Source organism: Phyllobacterium endophyticum (assembly GCF_003010935.1).
Taxonomy (GTDB): domain Bacteria; phylum Pseudomonadota; class Alphaproteobacteria; order Rhizobiales; family Rhizobiaceae; genus Phyllobacterium; species Phyllobacterium endophyticum.
Map to the genome: position 1 here is coordinate 13934 of NZ_PGGN01000006.1, position 16071 is coordinate 30004.

Sequence of the window (16071 nt, forward strand, 5' to 3'; positions counted from 1 at the left end):
GGACAAACCGATGGCGACAGCAGAGCGCACGACAATCGATGCCGCGGAAATCGAGCGTTTTTCGCGCATGGCAGCCGAATGGTGGAACCCTCAAGGGAAATTCCGGCCGCTGCACAAGTTCAACCCGACCCGTCTTGCCTATATCAAGGAGAAGGTCTGCGCCCATTATGGCATTGATCCGAATGTCCCGGCGCCTTTCGCGGGCCTGCGCATTCTTGACATCGGCTGCGGCGGCGGCCTCCTGTGCGAACCCATGGCGCGCCTGGGGGCGACCGTCGTTGGCGCCGATGCGGGCGAAACGAACATCGAAGTTGCGAAGATCCATGCCGCGCAGAGCGGGCTTTCGATCGATTATCGCGCAACGACGGCAGAAGCTCTCGCCGATGCGGGAGAACAGTTCGACGTCGTCCTGAATATGGAAGTCGTCGAACATGTTGCCGATGTCGAGCTCTACATTTCTGCCTGTTCGCAAATGGTCAAACCCGGTGGCATGACGTTCGTCGCCACTATCAACAGAACCCTGAAGGCGCTCGGCCTTGCCATATTCGGTGCGGAATATGTGCTCCGCTGGTTGCCGCGCGGGACGCATCAATACGAGAAACTGGTGCGACCGGAAGAGCTCGAGGCCGCACTGTCACGCTCCGGTCTGCACGTCGTCGAAATTACCGGCGTCAGTTACAATCCGTTGGCGGACAGCTGGAACAGATCGAACGACACGAGTGTCAACTACATGGTTCTGGCAACGAGGCCCTAGGATCAGGACGTTGAAGTCTCTCCTGCCATCTGTTGCTGCGCCTTCGTCGTCATCAGGACGCCGACAGTGATGATCGCCGCGCCGATCCAGGTCGCGAGTTGGTATACCTCGCCGAGAAAAAGCGTGCCCGCCAGCAGCGCGACTGCCGCCCCGACATAGCCGATCTGGCTGAGATACACCGGCCCGCCGACTGCCTGCAACCGGAAGTACAGCGCAAACATGCAGGCGGACGTCAGGACCTGCACGATCACAAGCCAGGGAACGCTGCCGAGCGGAGTAACAGGGAATGTTCCCGTCATCAGGAAAATGATCGGAACCAGCAGCACCGCCGTGGTCAGGTGGCTCCCCGCCGCAAGTTCGGTCGGGTCGGCATCTTTCGGCCAATCGATCGTGCGATAAACGTTTCCGAGCGCAAGCAGCACCGGGATGAGCAGGCCGATTGCGACCCAGAGGGGTTCCGCCGGCTGGCCGACCTGACCGCGGGTAAACCCCACGAGGACCGCCCCGGCGAAGCCAACGAATATGCCGGCAAGTCCAAGGAAATTGGGACTGCGCATCCTCAAGAGGATTGACAGAAGCAGCGTGAACACTGGCGACAATGTATACATGATCCCCGTAAACCCGGAGCCGAGATGCGGGATTGCCGAAAGGGTCATGAGGTTGGGAATGGCATAGGAGATCAGAGCGGCAATGACATAGTAGCGCGCCCTGTGCGCATCGATACGCGGACGCTTTCCCATGAGAAGGAAGGCTGCCAGAAGCACCGTCCCGGCGCCGACCGAGATAACGAACGCCCAAAGTGATGGCGCAATGCCCGCGGCAAAAGCCAACTTGCCGAATGGCAGCGTCAGTCCGAGAAAAGCGCCGGTGAGGAGCAGCAGCGCGGGGGCGGAGTTCAGAAAGGACATGGAAATCATCCGGCGAGTCAGAATTGACTACGGCACCATAGAGATCGTCCCCGGCCTATCAAGTTCAATTGTGATCGTCGGGAAAGACCGGAAGCGGCATGACATCCACACCGTCATCCACGAGTGATTCCACTTCGTCGGGCGTTGCCTCTCCGTAAATACCGCGTTGTTCAGCCTCGCCGAAGTGAATTTTCCGGGCCTCTTCGGCAAAATCACTGCCAACATAATCGGAATTTTCGCGAACCTTCTTCGCCATTTCACGCAACTCACTTGCCATCTTGCTCATCGCGATGGCGATTTTTTCTTGTCGGCGGCTGGTCGCAACCGACGGTGCCATCAAGGCTTTTTCGACCTTGTACGAATTGCACAGCGGGCAAGAAACGAAGTGCTTCTCGACCTGGGTATCGAAGTCGTCATTGTTGCGAAACCAGCCTTCGAACTCGTGGTCTTGCTCGCACCGAAGAGAGAAGCGAATCATGATGCGGCGTTGAACCTCGTCGCCTGGCCATCGTTTTCAACGACAACGCCGAATGGCCTGGCATTCTTCAGATTGGGCACTTTCGCGCGCGCCGCAGCGCTCAATGCCGGATCGACCTGCGCGACAATAACTCCAGGTTCCGCGTGATCGGCCTCGGCCAGGATTTCGCCCCAAGGCGCGACGATCATCGAGTGGCCATAGGTTTCCCGTCCATCCTCATGCACGCCGCCTTGGGCCGCCGAGATCATGAAGGCACCATTCTCGATAGCCCGCGCCCGCTGTAGCACGTGCCAGTGCGCTTCGCCGGTCTGTCGGGTAAAGGCGGCGGGCGCCGAAATCACGGATGCGCCGGCCAGGGCTTGCGCACGAAAAAGTTGCGGAAACCGCACGTCGTAGCAGATTGCAAATCCGAGCCTGGCAAAAGGCAGGTCGATGACGACCGTATCGCCGCCCGGGGCGTAGACGGCGGACTCGCGCCAGCTTTCACCATTGTCGAGATCGACGTCGAACATATGAATCTTGTCGTATCTGGTCAGGACATTCCCATCCGGGCCAAACAGAAAAGCCCGATTGGCTATCTTGCCATCGTCGCGGGCAATTGCAGTCGATCCAATATGAAGATGGATACCATGTTTGGCGGCAAGCTCCGAAGCGGTGCGGACGATGATATCCTCGCTCTCGCCTTTCAGGACACTTGCCAGCGATTTGCGGTCACGCTGCAACGCCCCGGTCATTTCCGGGGTCTGTATATACACGGCACCCCGGCTCGCGGCATCCGCAATATAAGTCGCGAGATCGGCGGCATTGCGCTCAGGGTCTATGCCCGAGCGCATCTGGATGGCGGCAGCGCGAAATGAACTCATATCATCGTCCTCAAGTCGTCATTCAAGCAAGTTCGCCGGTCTTCAACAACCCATCGAGACGGCCCTGGTTTTCCAGCGCATAGAGGTCATCGCAGCCACCAACATGGGTTCTGCCGATGAACACTTGCGGAAATGTCGTACGGCCATTTGACCGTGCCAGCATTTCCTGACGGGCTGAAGGTTCGATAGAGGCGTTGTGCTCGGTGAACGCGGCACCTTTTTCCGACAAGAGACTCTTGGCGGCTGTACAAAAGCCACAACCATTACGTGTGTAAATTGTCACATCAACCATTAGAAAGCTCCGTTTGCCATTCTATATAGGCATCAAAGCTTCAGGCGAAAAGAGCTGTTTTTTTGAGCACAAGCGGCATCATAGGCGAATTAACCAACTTGATGTGCGGCAATTGCTGTCTTGAGCGGTGAAGCGGAGTTTTCCACTGCCACATGAGCACCGGAACGCAGGAAAACGACATTGCAGCTTAAAGGGACAGTTCCTTCGAGAGCACACGGCCGAATGTCAGGACATCGACATTTGCCGCACCGCCCCTGAGCAGAGCGCGCGAGGCAGCCTTCACCGTTGCTCCGGTCGTATAGACATCATCGATCAGAAGGACATTGCGGCCGCGCACCTTGATCTCCTGCGCAACCGGCACCTTGAATGCACCACGCACATTGATCACACGCTCCTTGAGGCCGAGTCCCACCTGCTGTTTCGTCTGCTTGGTACGCTTGAGCGCATCGGGATCGAATATTTTTCCGCTCGACCGCGCCAGATGCCGGGCCAGTTCCGCCGATTGGTTGAACCTGCGGAACCAGAAACGCCACGCATGCAGCGGCACTGGGACGATGATGTCGCAATTGTCGAGCAACTCCCCGCCGGCCCGTTCCATCCAGCCGGCCATCCATGGACCCAGATCAGTGCGGTCATTATATTTGAGCCGATGCACCATGTCGCGAATTACACCTTCGTGCACGGCAACGGATCGGGCGTGCCGGAATGGCGGCGGCTCGGCTATCGCTTCCGCGGAAAGGATTTCAGCGCCAAGATCATGGCTGAAGGGGATGCCGAGCACCGGACAATAGGGTTTCTCGATAAAGCGCACTTTGGACCAGCATTGACCGCACAATGACCCGGGCTGGGCGACGTGCTTCTCACAACCTGCGCAAACCGGCGGGAACATCAGCCCGAATAGCTGTTGCGCCACGTTTCGCGTAAGAAGCCCTGCGCCTCGTCCGACAGTTTTCATTGCAATTCGCTCCTCGGCGACGCATCTAAGGCAATTCGGGCAGATCTGTGTAGAGGCTTGCCTCCGGGATCGCAGTAAAATTGAAGACTATACAGACAACAGAGAAATCCGGAATGGATCGCCACCAGGTTTTCGATAGGAATCTATTGCTGACAAGACGGTTGCGTGCCCTGCAACAGCATGGCAGCGCTGCGGATTTTCTCCTCGTCCGGGCCGCGGAGGATTTGGAAGAGCGGCTCTCCGCAGTCGAGCGAAACTTTGATATCGCCGTTGACCTGGCAAGCCACACGGATCTCGCCGCGCAGGCGTTGAGGCGTTCGGGCAAAGCCGCGATGATTGTGCGAGTAGAACGGGGAGCGCCCTTCCTCGATGGCGACTTTCCGGCGATTGTCGCGGATGAGGAATTTCTGCCGCTAAAACCCGGCAGCATCGATCTGATCGTCTCGCTCTTATCGCTCCACCTGACCAATGATACGCCGGGCGCTCTCGTGCAGATCCGTCGCGCGCTGAAACCCGATGGCCTGCTCCTCGGTGCAATGGCTGGCGAAAATACCTTGGCGGAGCTGCGGGAGTGCCTGCTGGTCGCCGAAAGCGAGATTTATGGCGGCGCCTCACCCCGTGTCGCACCCTTTGCCGATGTCCGCGATGTCGGCGGTCTGCTGCAGCGTGCGGGCTTTACCCTGCCTGTCACCGATATAGAAACCTATACCGTGCGCTACGACTCGGCCTTCGCCCTGATGCGAGACCTTCGTGCCATGGGGATGCAGAATGTTCTCATCGGACGCTCGCGCCGGCCCTTGACGCGCAGCTTCTTCATGCGGGTTGCCGAACTATATGCACAGCGCTTCAGCGATCCAGACGGCCGTATCCGGGCAACTTTCTCATTCGTCTGGATGTCCGGTTGGGCCGCGCACGAATCTCAGCAGAAGCCTCTCAAGCCTGGGTCTGCCAAGGCATCGCTGGCTGATTTTCTCAAGGATGCCGAGAAAAAGTAGGTTCTTGAGGCTCTAGCAGTCGCCGGATCTTGTGCCGTCGCTTGCGATGATGCAGACCGCCGAAGGCGAAGGCTGCAAAACACTGCGCCGGATCGTATAGGTCGAGGTGGTCACCGGGTCCGCCTTCTTGATCGAGCCAGTCTGGATTTCGTCGATCGATCGGCTGGTCGAATAGTCGACCACCGCTTGCGAACCGCGATCCGCGAGGGGCGCAATGACCAGCGCCAACGCGACGGCGGCGGATCCGAACAACAGGGTAATCCTCAAGATTCCTCCGGCTGCACCTGAAAGAACACTCGGTTGCAACAGATCATCATCGAGATAGTCGTTCTTTCGCCCCATGCCCCACCTGAAATACGCGTCAAGATTAACTAAAACTCGCTCAATCAGGTGAAGGATCAATTAAGCATCAGAGTTAACGCAGCAAGAATACACGCGGCGGTTGTTAAGAGACACGCTGTCACGCGATGACAACGGTGATTTTTGCACGCCGAAGCGCAAAAAGCGCCTCTTGCAGGCCGTCAGAATCTGAATACGACCGGCGCTTGAATTTTGAAAAAATTACAGGAGATCGACCAAGAACGGGATAAGTGGAATATCCGCGGGCGGCATCGGATAATCGCGCATATCCCTGGGACGGACCCATTTGAGAACCTGCCCCTCCATCCCACGCGGAATTCCCTCATAGCGCCGGCAGATGAACAATGGCATCAAAAGGTGAAACGTTTCGTAAGTATGACTGGCAAAGGTCAGCGGCGCCAGGCAGGCGGGTTTGACGACAATGCCAAGTTCTTCGTGCAACTCGCGTATCAGGCATTCTTCCGGTGTTTCACCCGGGTCCATCTTGCCGCCCGGAAACTCCCAGAGTCCGGCAAGCGTCTTGCCTTCGGGGCGCTGCGTCAACAGAACCCTGCCGTCAGCGTCAACCAGCGCACAGGCTGTCACCAGCAGGATCGGGTGCTCGCTCATGTCTCTGGAGCCCGCCTGTAAGCATAGCGATAGGCTTCCCTGAACCCCATCTGCTCGTAGAGTGCAATTGCCCCGGTATTCGCCATTTCTACCTGTAGCCAAGCCTTCTTCGCGCCTTGCTGGAGGGCCCATTTCAAAGCTGATTTTATGATGGTGCGTCCGAGCCCCACACGTCGGCGGCTTGCCGCCGTTCCGATGTTGAAGAGGCCGGCCAAGGCGCCGTCCTGAACGCAGATTGCCGTTGAAACCGGCAAGGCCCCTTCTTCGATGACGAATAATCCCTTGCTTGGGCGAATTGCGTTGATCACTTCGAACAGGCCGGGCTTGAGCGCTGGATCATCATTCTGAACCTCGAGCGCAGCATCGATGAAACGGCCTATGTCCTTTAGTGGAATTTGATCCAGTGCATCGCCAAGCTCGATCTCGCTCAGATCAGCCGCCATGACCATTGATTCGTCGAACCTTATCCAGCCCAACTCGTTCAGATAGCTGTCGAGCGCTTCGGGCGCGAGCGGCGATTGACGGAAGATCGGCGGGCGGCCATAAGCGCGAAAGCGCTGCGCTGCACGTGTGACGCGCTGTTCCATATTATCCGTGTCGCCGGGGTCAAGCGGGTTGACCGAATTGAGGCGTTTGGACGGGTGGCTGGCTGTCATTCTGATGGCCCAGCTCCCATCATAATGGACGGAGGATGCCGGCCACGACCGGAATCCTACCGCCTCGAACTGTCTGATCTGGGCTAATTGCATGCGCGATCCTTGTTAAAGCCCAAACGAAAATCCGTCACCGAAGCGCAGATAAACGCCATTTGCAGCCCGTCATGGCTGATGTCTTTGGGCTTTCAGCTGCGATAATCGCCATTGATCGCCACATATTCCTTGGTCAGATCGCAAGTCCAGACCGTGGCCTTGCCTTTGCCGAGGCCAATGTCGACGCTTATCTTTATCTCATCGTTCTTCATGTAAGCGGAGGTGGCGGCTTCCGAATAGTCGGGGTCGCGCTCGCCTTCGCGAGCAACACGTATCTCCCCGAACGAGATTGCCAGTCGGTCGCGGTCTGCCGGTTCGCCAGCCTTGCCGACAGCCATCACGATGCGCCCCCAATTGGCATCCTCGCCGGCAGCCGCAGTCTTGACCAGCGGGGAATTGGCAATCGACAGGGCAATCCGCTTGGCCGATCGCGACGATGTTGCACCCGTGACACTGATTTCCAGCATCTTGCGTGCACCCTCCCCGTCCCTCACCACCTGCAGCGCAAGATCCTTCAGCACGCGGTCCAGCGCCTTGGCAAAAGGCTTGAGACGCTTGTCCTTGAGCTTTGTCACAGGTTCTGCACCGCGCTCGGCAGCCGATCCGGTTGCGAACAGAAGCAACGTGTCCGACGTCGAGGTATCGCTGTCGACAGTCACCGAATTGAAGCTCTTGCCGACGGATTTGGACAGTAATCGCTGCAGGACGTCTGCCGCAATGGGTGCATCGGTCGCAACGAATGAAAGCATTGTCGCCATGTCGGGAGCAATCATGCCCGCACCCTTGGCGATGCCGTTGATCGTCACCGGAACGCCGCCAAGAAGGACAGTTTCTGTCGAGAGTTTAGGGAACGTATCCGTCGTCATGATGGCGCTTGCAGCGTCTGGCCAGCGGTCGGCAACCGCGTTGTTCACCATGTCCGCCAGGAGGTGGCTGAACTTGCCGGCGTCGAGCGGCTCGCCGATCACGCCCGTCGAGGCCAAAAAGATACTGTGGGGCTTGGCCCCCACGGCTTTTGCAGCCGCAGCGGCAGTCATTTTAGCGGACTCGCGCCCCTTTTTTCCGGTAAAGGCATTGGCATTGCCGGAATTCACCACGACCGCGCGCGCCGTTCCGCCTTCGAGACTGGCCCGGCAGAAATCCACTGCCGCGGAAGGGCATTTTGACCGCGTGAATACGCCGGCAACTGCCGTTGGCCTGTCGAATACAATGAGCAGCACATCCGTGCGACCCTTGTACTTTATTCCGGCCTCCGCGGTGGCGATCCGCACGCCCTGGATGCCCGGCATTGAAGGATAGTGTTTTGGAGCAAGCGGAGAGACGGATGCGGACATGGGGGCCTCGCAAGGGTTGACGAAGTGGGCGCTGATCGTCTCTCCCCCACATACGGGGGGAGATAAGCCAGGCATTGTATTATTGCTGGGCTTCGGTTGCGGCCTTGATGGCAGCGCCCGTCGCAGGATCCGCGAATTCGACCTTCAGGTCGCCGCGTTCCTTCTTGACCAGTTCCATGTAGCGTTCGCGAATGAGGATCGACTTGACCTGATCCTTGACCTGATCGAACGCCGGCGGCTGCTGGGTACGCTTGTCCTCAAGCTTGATGATGTGAAAGCCGAACTGGCTCTGGACCGGCGTTTCAGTATATTTGCCAATTTCAAGCGCGTTCGCCGCCTTTTCGAATTCAGGCACCATCTGGCCCGGTCCGAAGTAGCCGAGATCGCCGCCCTGTGCGGCAGAGCCGTCGGTCGACTTCTCCTTGGCGACATCTTCAAATTTCGCTCCGCCATCCAGCTGCTTGATGATGGCCTCGGCTTCCTCCTTCGTCTTCACCAGAATGTGACGGGCGCGGACTTCGCTTTGCGGAGGCATCGCAGCGATCTCCTTGTCGTAGCGTGCACGAATATCGGCATCGGTGATCTTGTCGACAACCTGCTGCTTGAAGTAGTCATTGTGAAGCGCACGATCCTTCAGGAACTCCAGTCGCGACTTGAATTCAGGCGTCTGGTCAAGCTTCTCGGCTTCAGCTTTTGCTGCAAGTGACTTGATGTCGATAATGGCTGCCAGGGCGGCCAAACGCCGCTGATCATCGGGCAGCTTCGCGAATTGTGGGTCGAGGTCCGTGGAAATCTGGTCGACTTCCTTGTTGGTGATATTGATACCGCCGATTGTTGCCAGAACCTTGTCGGGATCTGATTTGGCTGCATCTGTCTTTGCCGCATCCGGTTTCGCGGGTTCCGGTGTGGCCGCATCCTGGGCCATTGCCCAATTCTGGGGCAGTATCACGGGGGAAATACCGGTTAAAAGGGCAGTGACAGTCATTAATGAAAGGGTCTTACGCAATTGGTTCATGGGTCAATTTCTCCTTGGGAGGACCGGTACGGGCTATGAATACGGCAGAATTTTGCCACGAGGCTGCGATTGATCGCTTGTCGCTCCACATTGACATAATTCGTGCCCCCTCTTATCTGTCCATCGGCTTTGCGTCCAGATAGCTTGGGATCAGATCGACTTATACCTTGGACTTGATGTCCACATTGTATCGGCTCTTTCATTTCGCGCTGTTTTGACGCCTCAAATACCAGAATAGCTGGCAAAACGTATAAGAGAGGACCAGGGATGGTCAGTTTCGGCGGCCTCGCCCGCAAGATTTTCGGCTCCTCGAATGAGCGCCGCGTCCGCAGCTTCAAACCCCGTGTTGAACAGATCAATGCGCTTGAGGCAGAAATCTCGTCACTTACCGATGAACAGCTAAAGGCAAAGACGGCTGAATTTCGCGCGAGCCTTGCCAACGGTACCAAGCTCGACGATCTGCTCGTCCCGGCGTTCGCCGTGGCGCGTGAAGCGGCCAAGCGCGTGCTTGGTATGCGCCCCTTCGACGTTCAGCTGATTGGCGGCATGGTGCTGCACAATGGCGGCATCTCGGAAATGCGTACGGGTGAAGGCAAAACGCTTGTCGCTACCCTGCCGGTCTATCTGAATGCGCTTGAAGGCAAGGGCGTTCATGTCGTTACTGTCAATGATTATCTCGCGACCCGCGACGCGCACTGGATGGGCCAGATCTATAATTTCCTTGGACTTTCTTACGGCATCATCGTGCATGGTCTCGATGATGATGAACGCGCCAAGGCGTATAATGCCGACATTACCTACGCGACGAACAACGAGCTCGGCTTCGACTACCTGCGCGACAACATGAAATATGAGCGCGCGCAGATGGTACAGCGTCCGCATCATTATGCGATTGTCGATGAAGTGGATTCGATCCTCGTCGATGAAGCGCGCACGCCGTTGATCATTTCCGGCCCGCTGGACGACCGCTCCGACTTCTACAATCTCATCGACACGTTCATCAAACCGTTGAACCCAGAAGATTATGAGATCGACGAGAAGCAGAAGACTGCGATCTTCACCGAGGAAGGCACCGAGAAGCTCGAGAACCTGCTCAAGGAAGCGGGTCACCTCAAGGGCGAAGGGCTCTACGATATCGAGAACGTTGCCGTTGTTCATCATGTCAACAACGCCTTGCGTGCCCACAAGCTCTTCCAGAAGGACAAGGACTACATCGTCCGCAACGACGAAATCGTCATCATCGACGAGTTTACCGGACGCATGATGCCGGGCCGCCGCTTCTCGGAAGGCCTGCACCAGGCGCTCGAAGCCAAGGAACACGTGACGATCCAGCCGGAAAACCAGACGCTGGCTTCCATCACCTTCCAGAACTATTTCCGCATGTACAAGAAGCTCGCCGGCATGACCGGCACGGCTTCCACCGAGGCGGAAGAATTCGGCAACATCTACGGTCTCGAAGTCACAGAAATCCCGACCAATCTCCCCGTCCAGCGTCTTGATGAGGACGATGAAGTCTATCGGACCGTCGAGGAAAAATACCGGGCCATCGTTCGCGACATTCGCGAGGCGACCGCCAAGGGCCAGCCCATTCTTGTTGGCACCACTTCAATCGAAAAGTCCGAGCATCTGGCCGAGCGCCTGCGCAAGGAAGGCTTCAAGGACTTCCAGGTTCTCAACGCCCGCTATCACGAACAGGAAGCTTATATCGTTGCGCAGGCCGGCGTTCCCGGCGCCATCACCATCGCCACCAATATGGCTGGGCGCGGCACCGATATTCAGCTTGGTGGCAATCTCGAAATGCGTATTGCACGCGAACTCGAGGAAATGCCTGAAGGCGAAGAGCGCAAGGCGAAGGAAGCCGCGATTCGGGCCGACATAGCAAAGCTGAAGGAAAAGGCGCTTGCGGCGGGCGGACTTTACGTGCTGGCGACAGAACGTCACGAAAGCCGGCGTATCGACAACCAGCTGCGCGGCCGTTCGGGCCGCCAGGGCGATCCGGGCCGGTCGAAATTCTTCCTGTCGCTGCAAGACGACCTCATGCGCATTTTCGGTTCCGAGCGCATGGACGGCATGCTCCAGAAGCTTGGCCTCAAGGAAGACGAGGCAATCGTCCACCCTTGGATCAACAAGGCTCTTGAAAAGGCGCAGAAGAAGGTCGAGGCACGCAATTTCGACATCCGCAAGAACCTTCTGAAATATGACGACGTGATGAACGATCAGCGCAAGGTGATCTTCGAGCAGCGCATAGAGCTGATGGATAGTACCGACCTCAGCCAGACCACGAGGGAAATGCGCGAGGATGTCGTCGAGGACCTCTTGGCGCGGCACACGCCGGAAGGCGCTTATGCCGAACAGTGGAATATCAAGCAGCTCGACGAGGATGTGCGCAATATTCTCAATCTCAACCTCCCCATCACCGAATGGGCCTTGGAAGACGGCATTACACCCGACGATATCCGCGAACGCCTGATGGAGGCGGTCGAGAAAGCCGCCGCAGATCGTGCCGAGCGCTTTGGCCCGGAAATCCTGGCCTATGTCGAAAAGTCGGTCATCCTGCAGACACTCGACGCGCTATGGCGTGAACATCTGGTCAATCTCGATCACCTTCGCTCTGTTGTGGGCTTTCGCGGCTATGCGCAGCGCGATCCCCTGAACGAGTACAAGAGCGAGGCGTTCGAGCTCTTCCAGACATTGTTGGCCAACCTGCGCCAGAACGTCACCAGCCAGTTGATGCGCGTCGAACTCGTGCGCGAGGCGGCAAGCGCACCGGAGCCGGAATTGCCGGTCATGCACGGCCATCACATAGATGGCTTCACCGGCCAGGACGATTTCGGCGAAGGCAGCCTGCTTGCCGTGCAGGAGGATCTGCGCGTCGTCGATCCGGAAGATCGCGATCCGAACAATCCTCAGACCTGGGGCAAGATCGGCCGAAACGAGGCCTGTCCCTGTGGTTCAGGCAAGAAATACAAGCACTGTCACGGTGCTTTTGTCTGATCGCCAATGAGCAAAAGGCCGCGTTTTCACAGCGCGGCTTTTTCCTTTCCCGTGCAGGTTACCATCCACTTTCCGAACCGTTTCTAAAGGTTTACGCATTAATAGGTCCGGGTATCGGAAACGAGTGGAGCTGCCTTTGCGAATCTCTGCGGTTAAAGCTGCAGACCGGTTTTTGCCTGACAAACTGTCCCGGCGGCTCGGTCCTTGGCTCTTGCGGATTGATCGGCTGTTCGACGGCTCTAGCGAGCATGCCGCGGCCCAGCGCGTATCGCTGATCGCCTTTACCATCCGCATCGTCAGTGCAGCGATCGCACTTGTCTCCCAGGTTATCTTTGCCCGCTGGATGGGCCAGTTCGAATACGGGATTTTTGTCCTTGTCTGGGTGACTGTCGTCATCCTCGGCAATCTCTCCTGTCTTGGTTTCCAGACAAGCGTCATCCGCTTCGTCCCCGAATATCTGGAACGAGGGGAGCTCGATCATCTGCGAGGTATTCTGCTGACGAGCAAGCTCTTCGCCGTTGGACTGACGACCTGCGTCGCTATTGTCGGTGCCGTCGGTGTCTATTACTTCCGCAATGCAATCGAATCCTACTACGTCGCTCCCTTCATCATCGGCTTCATATGCCTTCCTATGATTGCGCTTGGCGACACGCTGGATGGCACTGCCAGGTCGCGGTCATGGGCCCTTGTCGCGCTTACACCTACCTATATCATCCGCCCGATCCTCGCTCTCCTGGTCATGACCATCGCGCACGCAAGCGGGTTCGCGCCAACGGCGATGACCGCGATCGTCTCTGCGATCATTGCGACTTACATGACCACGCTGATGCAGCTTTTTGTCGTCAACCGCCGGTTCATGGCGGTCGTCTCGCCTGGGTCAAGGACAATCCGCTTCGGCGAGTGGTTCGCTGTCTCGCTGCCGATCTTCCTGGTCGAGGGCTTCTTCTTCCTTTTGACCAATGCCGACGTGCTGATGGTCGGCCGCTTCCTGGAGCCTGACAAGGTCGCGACGTATTTTGCCACCGTAAAGCTGCTGGCGCTTGTGCATTTCGTCTATTTCTCGGTCAAGGCCGGTGCCGCTCAGCGCTATTCCGAGCTGATGCACACCCACGACCATGCCCAGCTAGCGCAATTCGCCCGCGATACCGCGCGGTGGACCTTCTGGCCCTCATTGGCCATGGCGATCATTCTTCTCATCCTGGGCAAACCGCTGCTCCTGCTTTTTGGCGCCCAGTTTACCGACGGTTACCCTCTTTTGTTTGTCCTAGTGGTCGGCGTCGTCGCCCGGGCTTCCGTTGGGCCGGCAGAGAGCCTTCTGAACATGGCCGGCAAACAGAAAATCTGTGCGTCCGTGTATGCGCTCACACTGATTGTTAACATCTGTCTCAGCATTCTGCTGATACCAGTCTACGGGCTCCCCGGCGCTGCTTTTGCCACGGCATTCTCGATGGTGTTCGAAGCAGTGACGCTGGCGCTGACCGTTTACAGTCGTTTGAACATTGCGATGTTCGTTTTTGCCGGCAGAGCCCGCACGGGCGCGGCCAAGGAAGAAGTCTGATGGCAGCAACACCGCTTCTCGAAGAATTGGCCGGAGGCCCCTCCTCGCAGATACTCTCGCAGCTCTCGGGGTTCGAATCGCATGAGGCGGCCAAGCAACTCGAGGAAACGCTGGGCACACGCGCCGTTCCGCGCAAGCTTTCCGTCTACTCGGCCTCGGCCGGTTTCGAATTGCTGGAGGAACTCGAATATCTGACCTACCGCACGATCGAGCCGAACATCTTCTTCAATCCGCGCTTCCTCGCCCCCGCCATGCCGCGCCTTGACGACCGGCAGGTCCGTTTCATGGTCATGCGCGACGAAAACGACGTGAAGAGCCGCCTGCGCTTCCTCATGCCCTATACGATCGAGCGTCCGGGTTTCAACGTCACGGCTTCCATTATCCGCGCCTGGGCCACACCATTCGGACCGCAAGGCACGCCGCTGATCGATCGGGATGATCCTGTCGGCGTCATCAACGATCTGTTCGACATGCTGGCGCGCAAGCACTTGAAGTTCCCGGAAATCCTTGTCCTTCCTGACATGCTGCTCAACCGGACTGTGGCGCAACTGATCCGCTCCATCGCCCTGGACCGCAACCTCCCGCTGATGACTGTCAACCAGATCGAACGCCCCTTCCTCGAAAGTACCAGGGAGGGTTCAGAGTATCTCCGTGACGCCATTGGCGCCAAACATGCCAAAGAATACCGGCGGTTATGGCGCCGTCTCGCCGAAAAAGGCAAGCTGACCTATAGTGTCGCTCGAAGCGAAGAAGAAATTCGGGCTCGGCTGGAAGATTTTCTCGTTCTTGAAGCGAGCGGCTGGAAGGGCCAGCGCGGCTCGGCAATGGCGGTCGATAGGTTCCGCGCAGCGTTTGCCCGTGAGGCAGTCAACAACCTGGCGGCCCGCGATCTCGCCCGCATCCACACACTCGAACTCGATGGCAAGGTCATTGCCGTTCTCGTGGTCTTTGTCGAAGCTGGCGAAGCCTGGACGTGGAAAACCGCCTATGACGAGAGCCTGGCGGCTTATTCGCCCGGGGTCCTCCTGATGATCGAGATGCTGAAAAACCACCTGGATGATCCGAATATCGAGCGCACCGATTCATGCGCCGTTCCCGACCACCCGGTGGTTTCCCGGCTTTTCATGGAGCGCGAGCCGGTCGGGACGCTGGTGATCGGACTGACACCGGCCGCCGACCGTGCAGCCCGGCAGGCAGCTTCACAGCTTCACCTCTATCGGCGCACGCAAAATATCGCACGGCTCGTTCGCGAACGCCTCCGCAACATGAGGGGACGTAAGTGATCGGGCTTTCAGCCCCCGAACCTGTTCTGGAAATTGCCGTCGGCACCGTGTTCCTGATTGTCATTATCTTCGTTCATGGCGCGGGAATCCGCATCATAAATCGGCGGTTCAGCAAATCCTGGATACGCATGACCAGGACTACGCCACATTGGCGGCTCAACCTTCTGCTCGCATTGACCATCGCGTCTCTGGTCATCCTGCACTTCGCGGAAACCCTCATCTGGGCTATCCCGATCTACGAGCGCGGCGTCATCCCCTCGATGCGGGACAGCTACTACTATGTTCTCGAGAGCTATACCACGCTTGGTGAAGGCAATATCGCTCTGCCTGACCGCTGGCGTCTGCTGGGGCCGATCATAGCAATATCGGGCTTGTTCACGTTTGGCTGGACCGCAAGCATTCTCGTCAGCATCATGACGGAGTTCGGCAGGCTCGACAGGGCACGGGCCAAGGGTTCGGACGACGAAGATCTTTCAGACAACTCGGACCCTGATCTGCGGTAGATTGCCATGGCGATGCCCCCGGCGTGGATGCGAAATCGAATATCAGTTCGAATTTTGTCCGCAAAAGCGGGCCGACGCGGTGCCGATTGTCTGAAGGCGGCCGTTGGCCGTGACCGTGGTCGCGCAAATCGTCGTCCGCGGGTTCCACCAGAATACGGTCTGTCCCTGTTCAACGCCGATTCTGTAACCTCTGGCCTGCATCTGGCCTTTTGCGCTGGCGACAGGCGCATTCACCAGATCCGCAATGTCCATCGGCGCACCGTTGGAAGCTGTTGCCGTCGCATCCATGCTCGCCGGTACGGCGGATGCGGGCACCGCGTCAGAATCGTCCCCACTTGATTGACAGCTGACCAGTGTCAGGGCTGAAACGATTGTCATTGCTGCTATGATGCGCATCGATTGCTTCCTCCAGAGGTTGTTG

The 16071-nt window shown here is 57.8% G+C and carries 17 protein-coding genes; 6 read left to right on the forward strand and 11 right to left on the reverse strand.

Annotation, left to right across the window (positions count from 1 at the left end):
* The first annotated feature begins 10 nt into the window (after positions 1 to 10).
* The gene (gene ubiG, locus CU100_RS23080; RefSeq protein ID WP_106719000.1) at positions 11 to 754 is read left to right on the forward strand and encodes a bifunctional 2-polyprenyl-6-hydroxyphenol methylase/3-demethylubiquinol 3-O-methyltransferase UbiG; all 744 of its coding nucleotides are present in this window, start codon (positions 11 to 13) and stop codon (positions 752 to 754) included.
* A gap of 2 nt (positions 755 to 756) precedes the next feature.
* Here the strand turns inward: ubiG and CU100_RS23085 are convergent, their stop codons facing one another.
* From CU100_RS23085 to CU100_RS23105, 5 genes are all read right to left on the reverse strand, one after another.
* Positions 757 to 1662 carry a DMT family transporter gene (locus CU100_RS23085; RefSeq protein ID WP_106719001.1) on the reverse strand — a complete coding sequence of 302 codons (906 nt, stop codon included), beginning with the start codon at positions 1660 to 1662 and terminating at the stop codon, positions 757 to 759.
* Positions 1663 to 1726: 64 nt separating this feature from the next.
* Positions 1727 to 2140, reverse strand: coding sequence for a DUF1178 family protein (locus CU100_RS23090; protein WP_106719002.1), 414 nt, complete (start codon positions 2138 to 2140; stop codon positions 1727 to 1729).
* Positions 2137 to 3003: a carbon-nitrogen hydrolase family protein gene (locus CU100_RS23095; RefSeq protein ID WP_106719003.1), complete on the reverse strand. Its 867-nt coding sequence runs from the start codon at positions 3001 to 3003 to the stop codon at positions 2137 to 2139. The genes CU100_RS23090 and CU100_RS23095 overlap by 4 nt, the downstream gene beginning before the upstream one ends.
* Before the next feature lie 22 nt (positions 3004 to 3025).
* Complete coding sequence (grxC, locus tag CU100_RS23100; RefSeq protein ID WP_106719004.1) at positions 3026 to 3295, reverse strand: glutaredoxin 3; 270 nt, start codon at positions 3293 to 3295, stop codon at positions 3026 to 3028.
* Positions 3296 to 3482: 187 nt separating this feature from the next.
* Positions 3483 to 4250 (reverse strand): ComF family protein, encoded by a 768-nt coding sequence (locus CU100_RS23105; protein ID WP_106719005.1) that lies wholly within the window; start codon positions 4248 to 4250, stop codon positions 3483 to 3485.
* 113 nt (positions 4251 to 4363) lie between these two features.
* On the opposite strand from CU100_RS23105, the gene CU100_RS23110 reads away from it, so the two are divergent.
* Entirely contained in the window at positions 4364 to 5245 is an 882-nt protein-coding gene (locus tag CU100_RS23110) for a methyltransferase domain-containing protein (RefSeq protein WP_106719006.1), read from the forward strand.
* A 12-nt stretch (positions 5246 to 5257) separates the two neighbouring features.
* Here CU100_RS23110 and CU100_RS23115 read toward each other — a convergent pair whose 3' ends face one another.
* The 5 genes from CU100_RS23115 to CU100_RS23135 all read right to left on the reverse strand — a co-directional run bounded on the left by CU100_RS23115 (position 5258) and on the right by CU100_RS23135 (position 9312).
* On the reverse strand, positions 5258 to 5587 hold the full coding sequence (locus tag CU100_RS23115; protein ID WP_106719007.1) for a hypothetical protein: 330 nt from the start codon (positions 5585 to 5587) through the stop codon (positions 5258 to 5260).
* A gap of 219 nt (positions 5588 to 5806) precedes the next feature.
* A complete protein-coding gene (locus CU100_RS23120) occupies positions 5807 to 6214 on the reverse strand; it encodes a (deoxy)nucleoside triphosphate pyrophosphohydrolase (protein WP_106719008.1) in 408 nt (135 codons plus the stop codon).
* Positions 6211 to 6963: a GNAT family N-acetyltransferase gene (locus CU100_RS23125; RefSeq protein WP_106719009.1), complete on the reverse strand. Its 753-nt coding sequence runs from the start codon at positions 6961 to 6963 to the stop codon at positions 6211 to 6213. Before CU100_RS23125 ends, CU100_RS23120 begins: the two co-directional genes overlap by 4 nt.
* 92 nt (positions 6964 to 7055) lie before the next feature.
* On the reverse strand, positions 7056 to 8297 hold the full coding sequence (gene argJ, locus CU100_RS23130; protein ID WP_106719010.1) for a bifunctional glutamate N-acetyltransferase/amino-acid acetyltransferase ArgJ: 1242 nt from the start codon (positions 8295 to 8297) through the stop codon (positions 7056 to 7058).
* A 79-nt stretch (positions 8298 to 8376) separates the two neighbouring features.
* On the reverse strand, positions 8377 to 9312 hold the full coding sequence (locus CU100_RS23135; protein WP_106719011.1) for a peptidylprolyl isomerase: 936 nt from the start codon (positions 9310 to 9312) through the stop codon (positions 8377 to 8379).
* A gap of 267 nt (positions 9313 to 9579) precedes the next feature.
* Between CU100_RS23135 and secA the strand changes: the two genes are divergently transcribed.
* The 4 genes from secA to CU100_RS23155 all read left to right on the forward strand — a co-directional run bounded on the left by secA (position 9580) and on the right by CU100_RS23155 (position 15650).
* Positions 9580 to 12306 carry a preprotein translocase subunit SecA gene (gene secA / locus CU100_RS23140; protein ID WP_106719012.1) on the forward strand — a complete coding sequence of 909 codons (2727 nt, stop codon included), beginning with the start codon at positions 9580 to 9582 and terminating at the stop codon, positions 12304 to 12306.
* Between the two features lie 136 nt (positions 12307 to 12442).
* The gene (locus tag CU100_RS23145) at positions 12443 to 13864 is read left to right on the forward strand and encodes a lipopolysaccharide biosynthesis protein (protein ID WP_106719217.1); all 1422 of its coding nucleotides are present in this window, start codon (positions 12443 to 12445) and stop codon (positions 13862 to 13864) included.
* On the forward strand, positions 13864 to 15147 hold the full coding sequence (gene bspF, locus CU100_RS23150; RefSeq protein ID WP_106719013.1) for a type IV secretion system effector crotonyl transferase BspF: 1284 nt from the start codon (positions 13864 to 13866) through the stop codon (positions 15145 to 15147). Before CU100_RS23145 ends, bspF begins: the two co-directional genes overlap by 1 nt.
* A gap of 47 nt (positions 15148 to 15194) precedes the next feature.
* Positions 15195 to 15650 (forward strand): ion channel, encoded by a 456-nt coding sequence (locus CU100_RS23155; RefSeq protein WP_106719218.1) that lies wholly within the window; start codon positions 15195 to 15197, stop codon positions 15648 to 15650.
* Positions 15651 to 15692: 42 nt separating this feature from the next.
* Here CU100_RS23155 and CU100_RS23160 read toward each other — a convergent pair whose 3' ends face one another.
* Positions 15693 to 16046, reverse strand: a complete 354-nt coding sequence (locus CU100_RS23160) for a hypothetical protein (RefSeq protein WP_106719014.1) — start codon at positions 16044 to 16046, stop codon at positions 15693 to 15695.
* Positions 16047 to 16071 lie beyond the last annotated feature (25 nt).

Coding starts and splice junctions, on each gene's coding strand:
- CU100_RS23110 (WP_106719006.1), top strand. CDS start 4,364: ATGGATCGCCACCAGGTTTTCGATAGGAATCTATTGCTGACAAGACGG.
- CU100_RS23125 (WP_106719009.1), bottom strand. CDS start 6,963: ATGCAATTAGCCCAGATCAGACAGTTCGAGGCGGTAGGATTCCGGTCG.
- CU100_RS23135 (WP_106719011.1), bottom strand. CDS start 9,312: ATGAACCAATTGCGTAAGACCCTTTCATTAATGACTGTCACTGCCCTT.
- CU100_RS23085 (WP_106719001.1), bottom strand. CDS start 1,662: ATGTCCTTTCTGAACTCCGCCCCCGCGCTGCTGCTCCTCACCGGCGCT.
- CU100_RS23105 (WP_106719005.1), bottom strand. CDS start 4,250: ATGAAAACTGTCGGACGAGGCGCAGGGCTTCTTACGCGAAACGTGGCG.
- CU100_RS23090 (WP_106719002.1), bottom strand. CDS start 2,140: ATGATTCGCTTCTCTCTTCGGTGCGAGCAAGACCACGAGTTCGAAGGC.
- CU100_RS23160 (WP_106719014.1), bottom strand. CDS start 16,046: ATGCGCATCATAGCAGCAATGACAATCGTTTCAGCCCTGACACTGGTC.
- secA (WP_106719012.1), top strand. CDS start 9,580: ATGGTCAGTTTCGGCGGCCTCGCCCGCAAGATTTTCGGCTCCTCGAAT.
- argJ (WP_106719010.1), bottom strand. CDS start 8,297: ATGTCCGCATCCGTCTCTCCGCTTGCTCCAAAACACTATCCTTCAATG.
- bspF (WP_106719013.1), top strand. CDS start 13,864: ATGGCAGCAACACCGCTTCTCGAAGAATTGGCCGGAGGCCCCTCCTCG.
- CU100_RS23095 (WP_106719003.1), bottom strand. CDS start 3,003: ATGAGTTCATTTCGCGCTGCCGCCATCCAGATGCGCTCGGGCATAGAC.
- grxC (WP_106719004.1), bottom strand. CDS start 3,295: ATGGTTGATGTGACAATTTACACACGTAATGGTTGTGGCTTTTGTACA.
- CU100_RS23115 (WP_106719007.1), bottom strand. CDS start 5,587: ATGGGGCGAAAGAACGACTATCTCGATGATGATCTGTTGCAACCGAGT.
- CU100_RS23120 (WP_106719008.1), bottom strand. CDS start 6,214: ATGAGCGAGCACCCGATCCTGCTGGTGACAGCCTGTGCGCTGGTTGAC.
- ubiG (WP_106719000.1), top strand. CDS start 11: ATGGCGACAGCAGAGCGCACGACAATCGATGCCGCGGAAATCGAGCGT.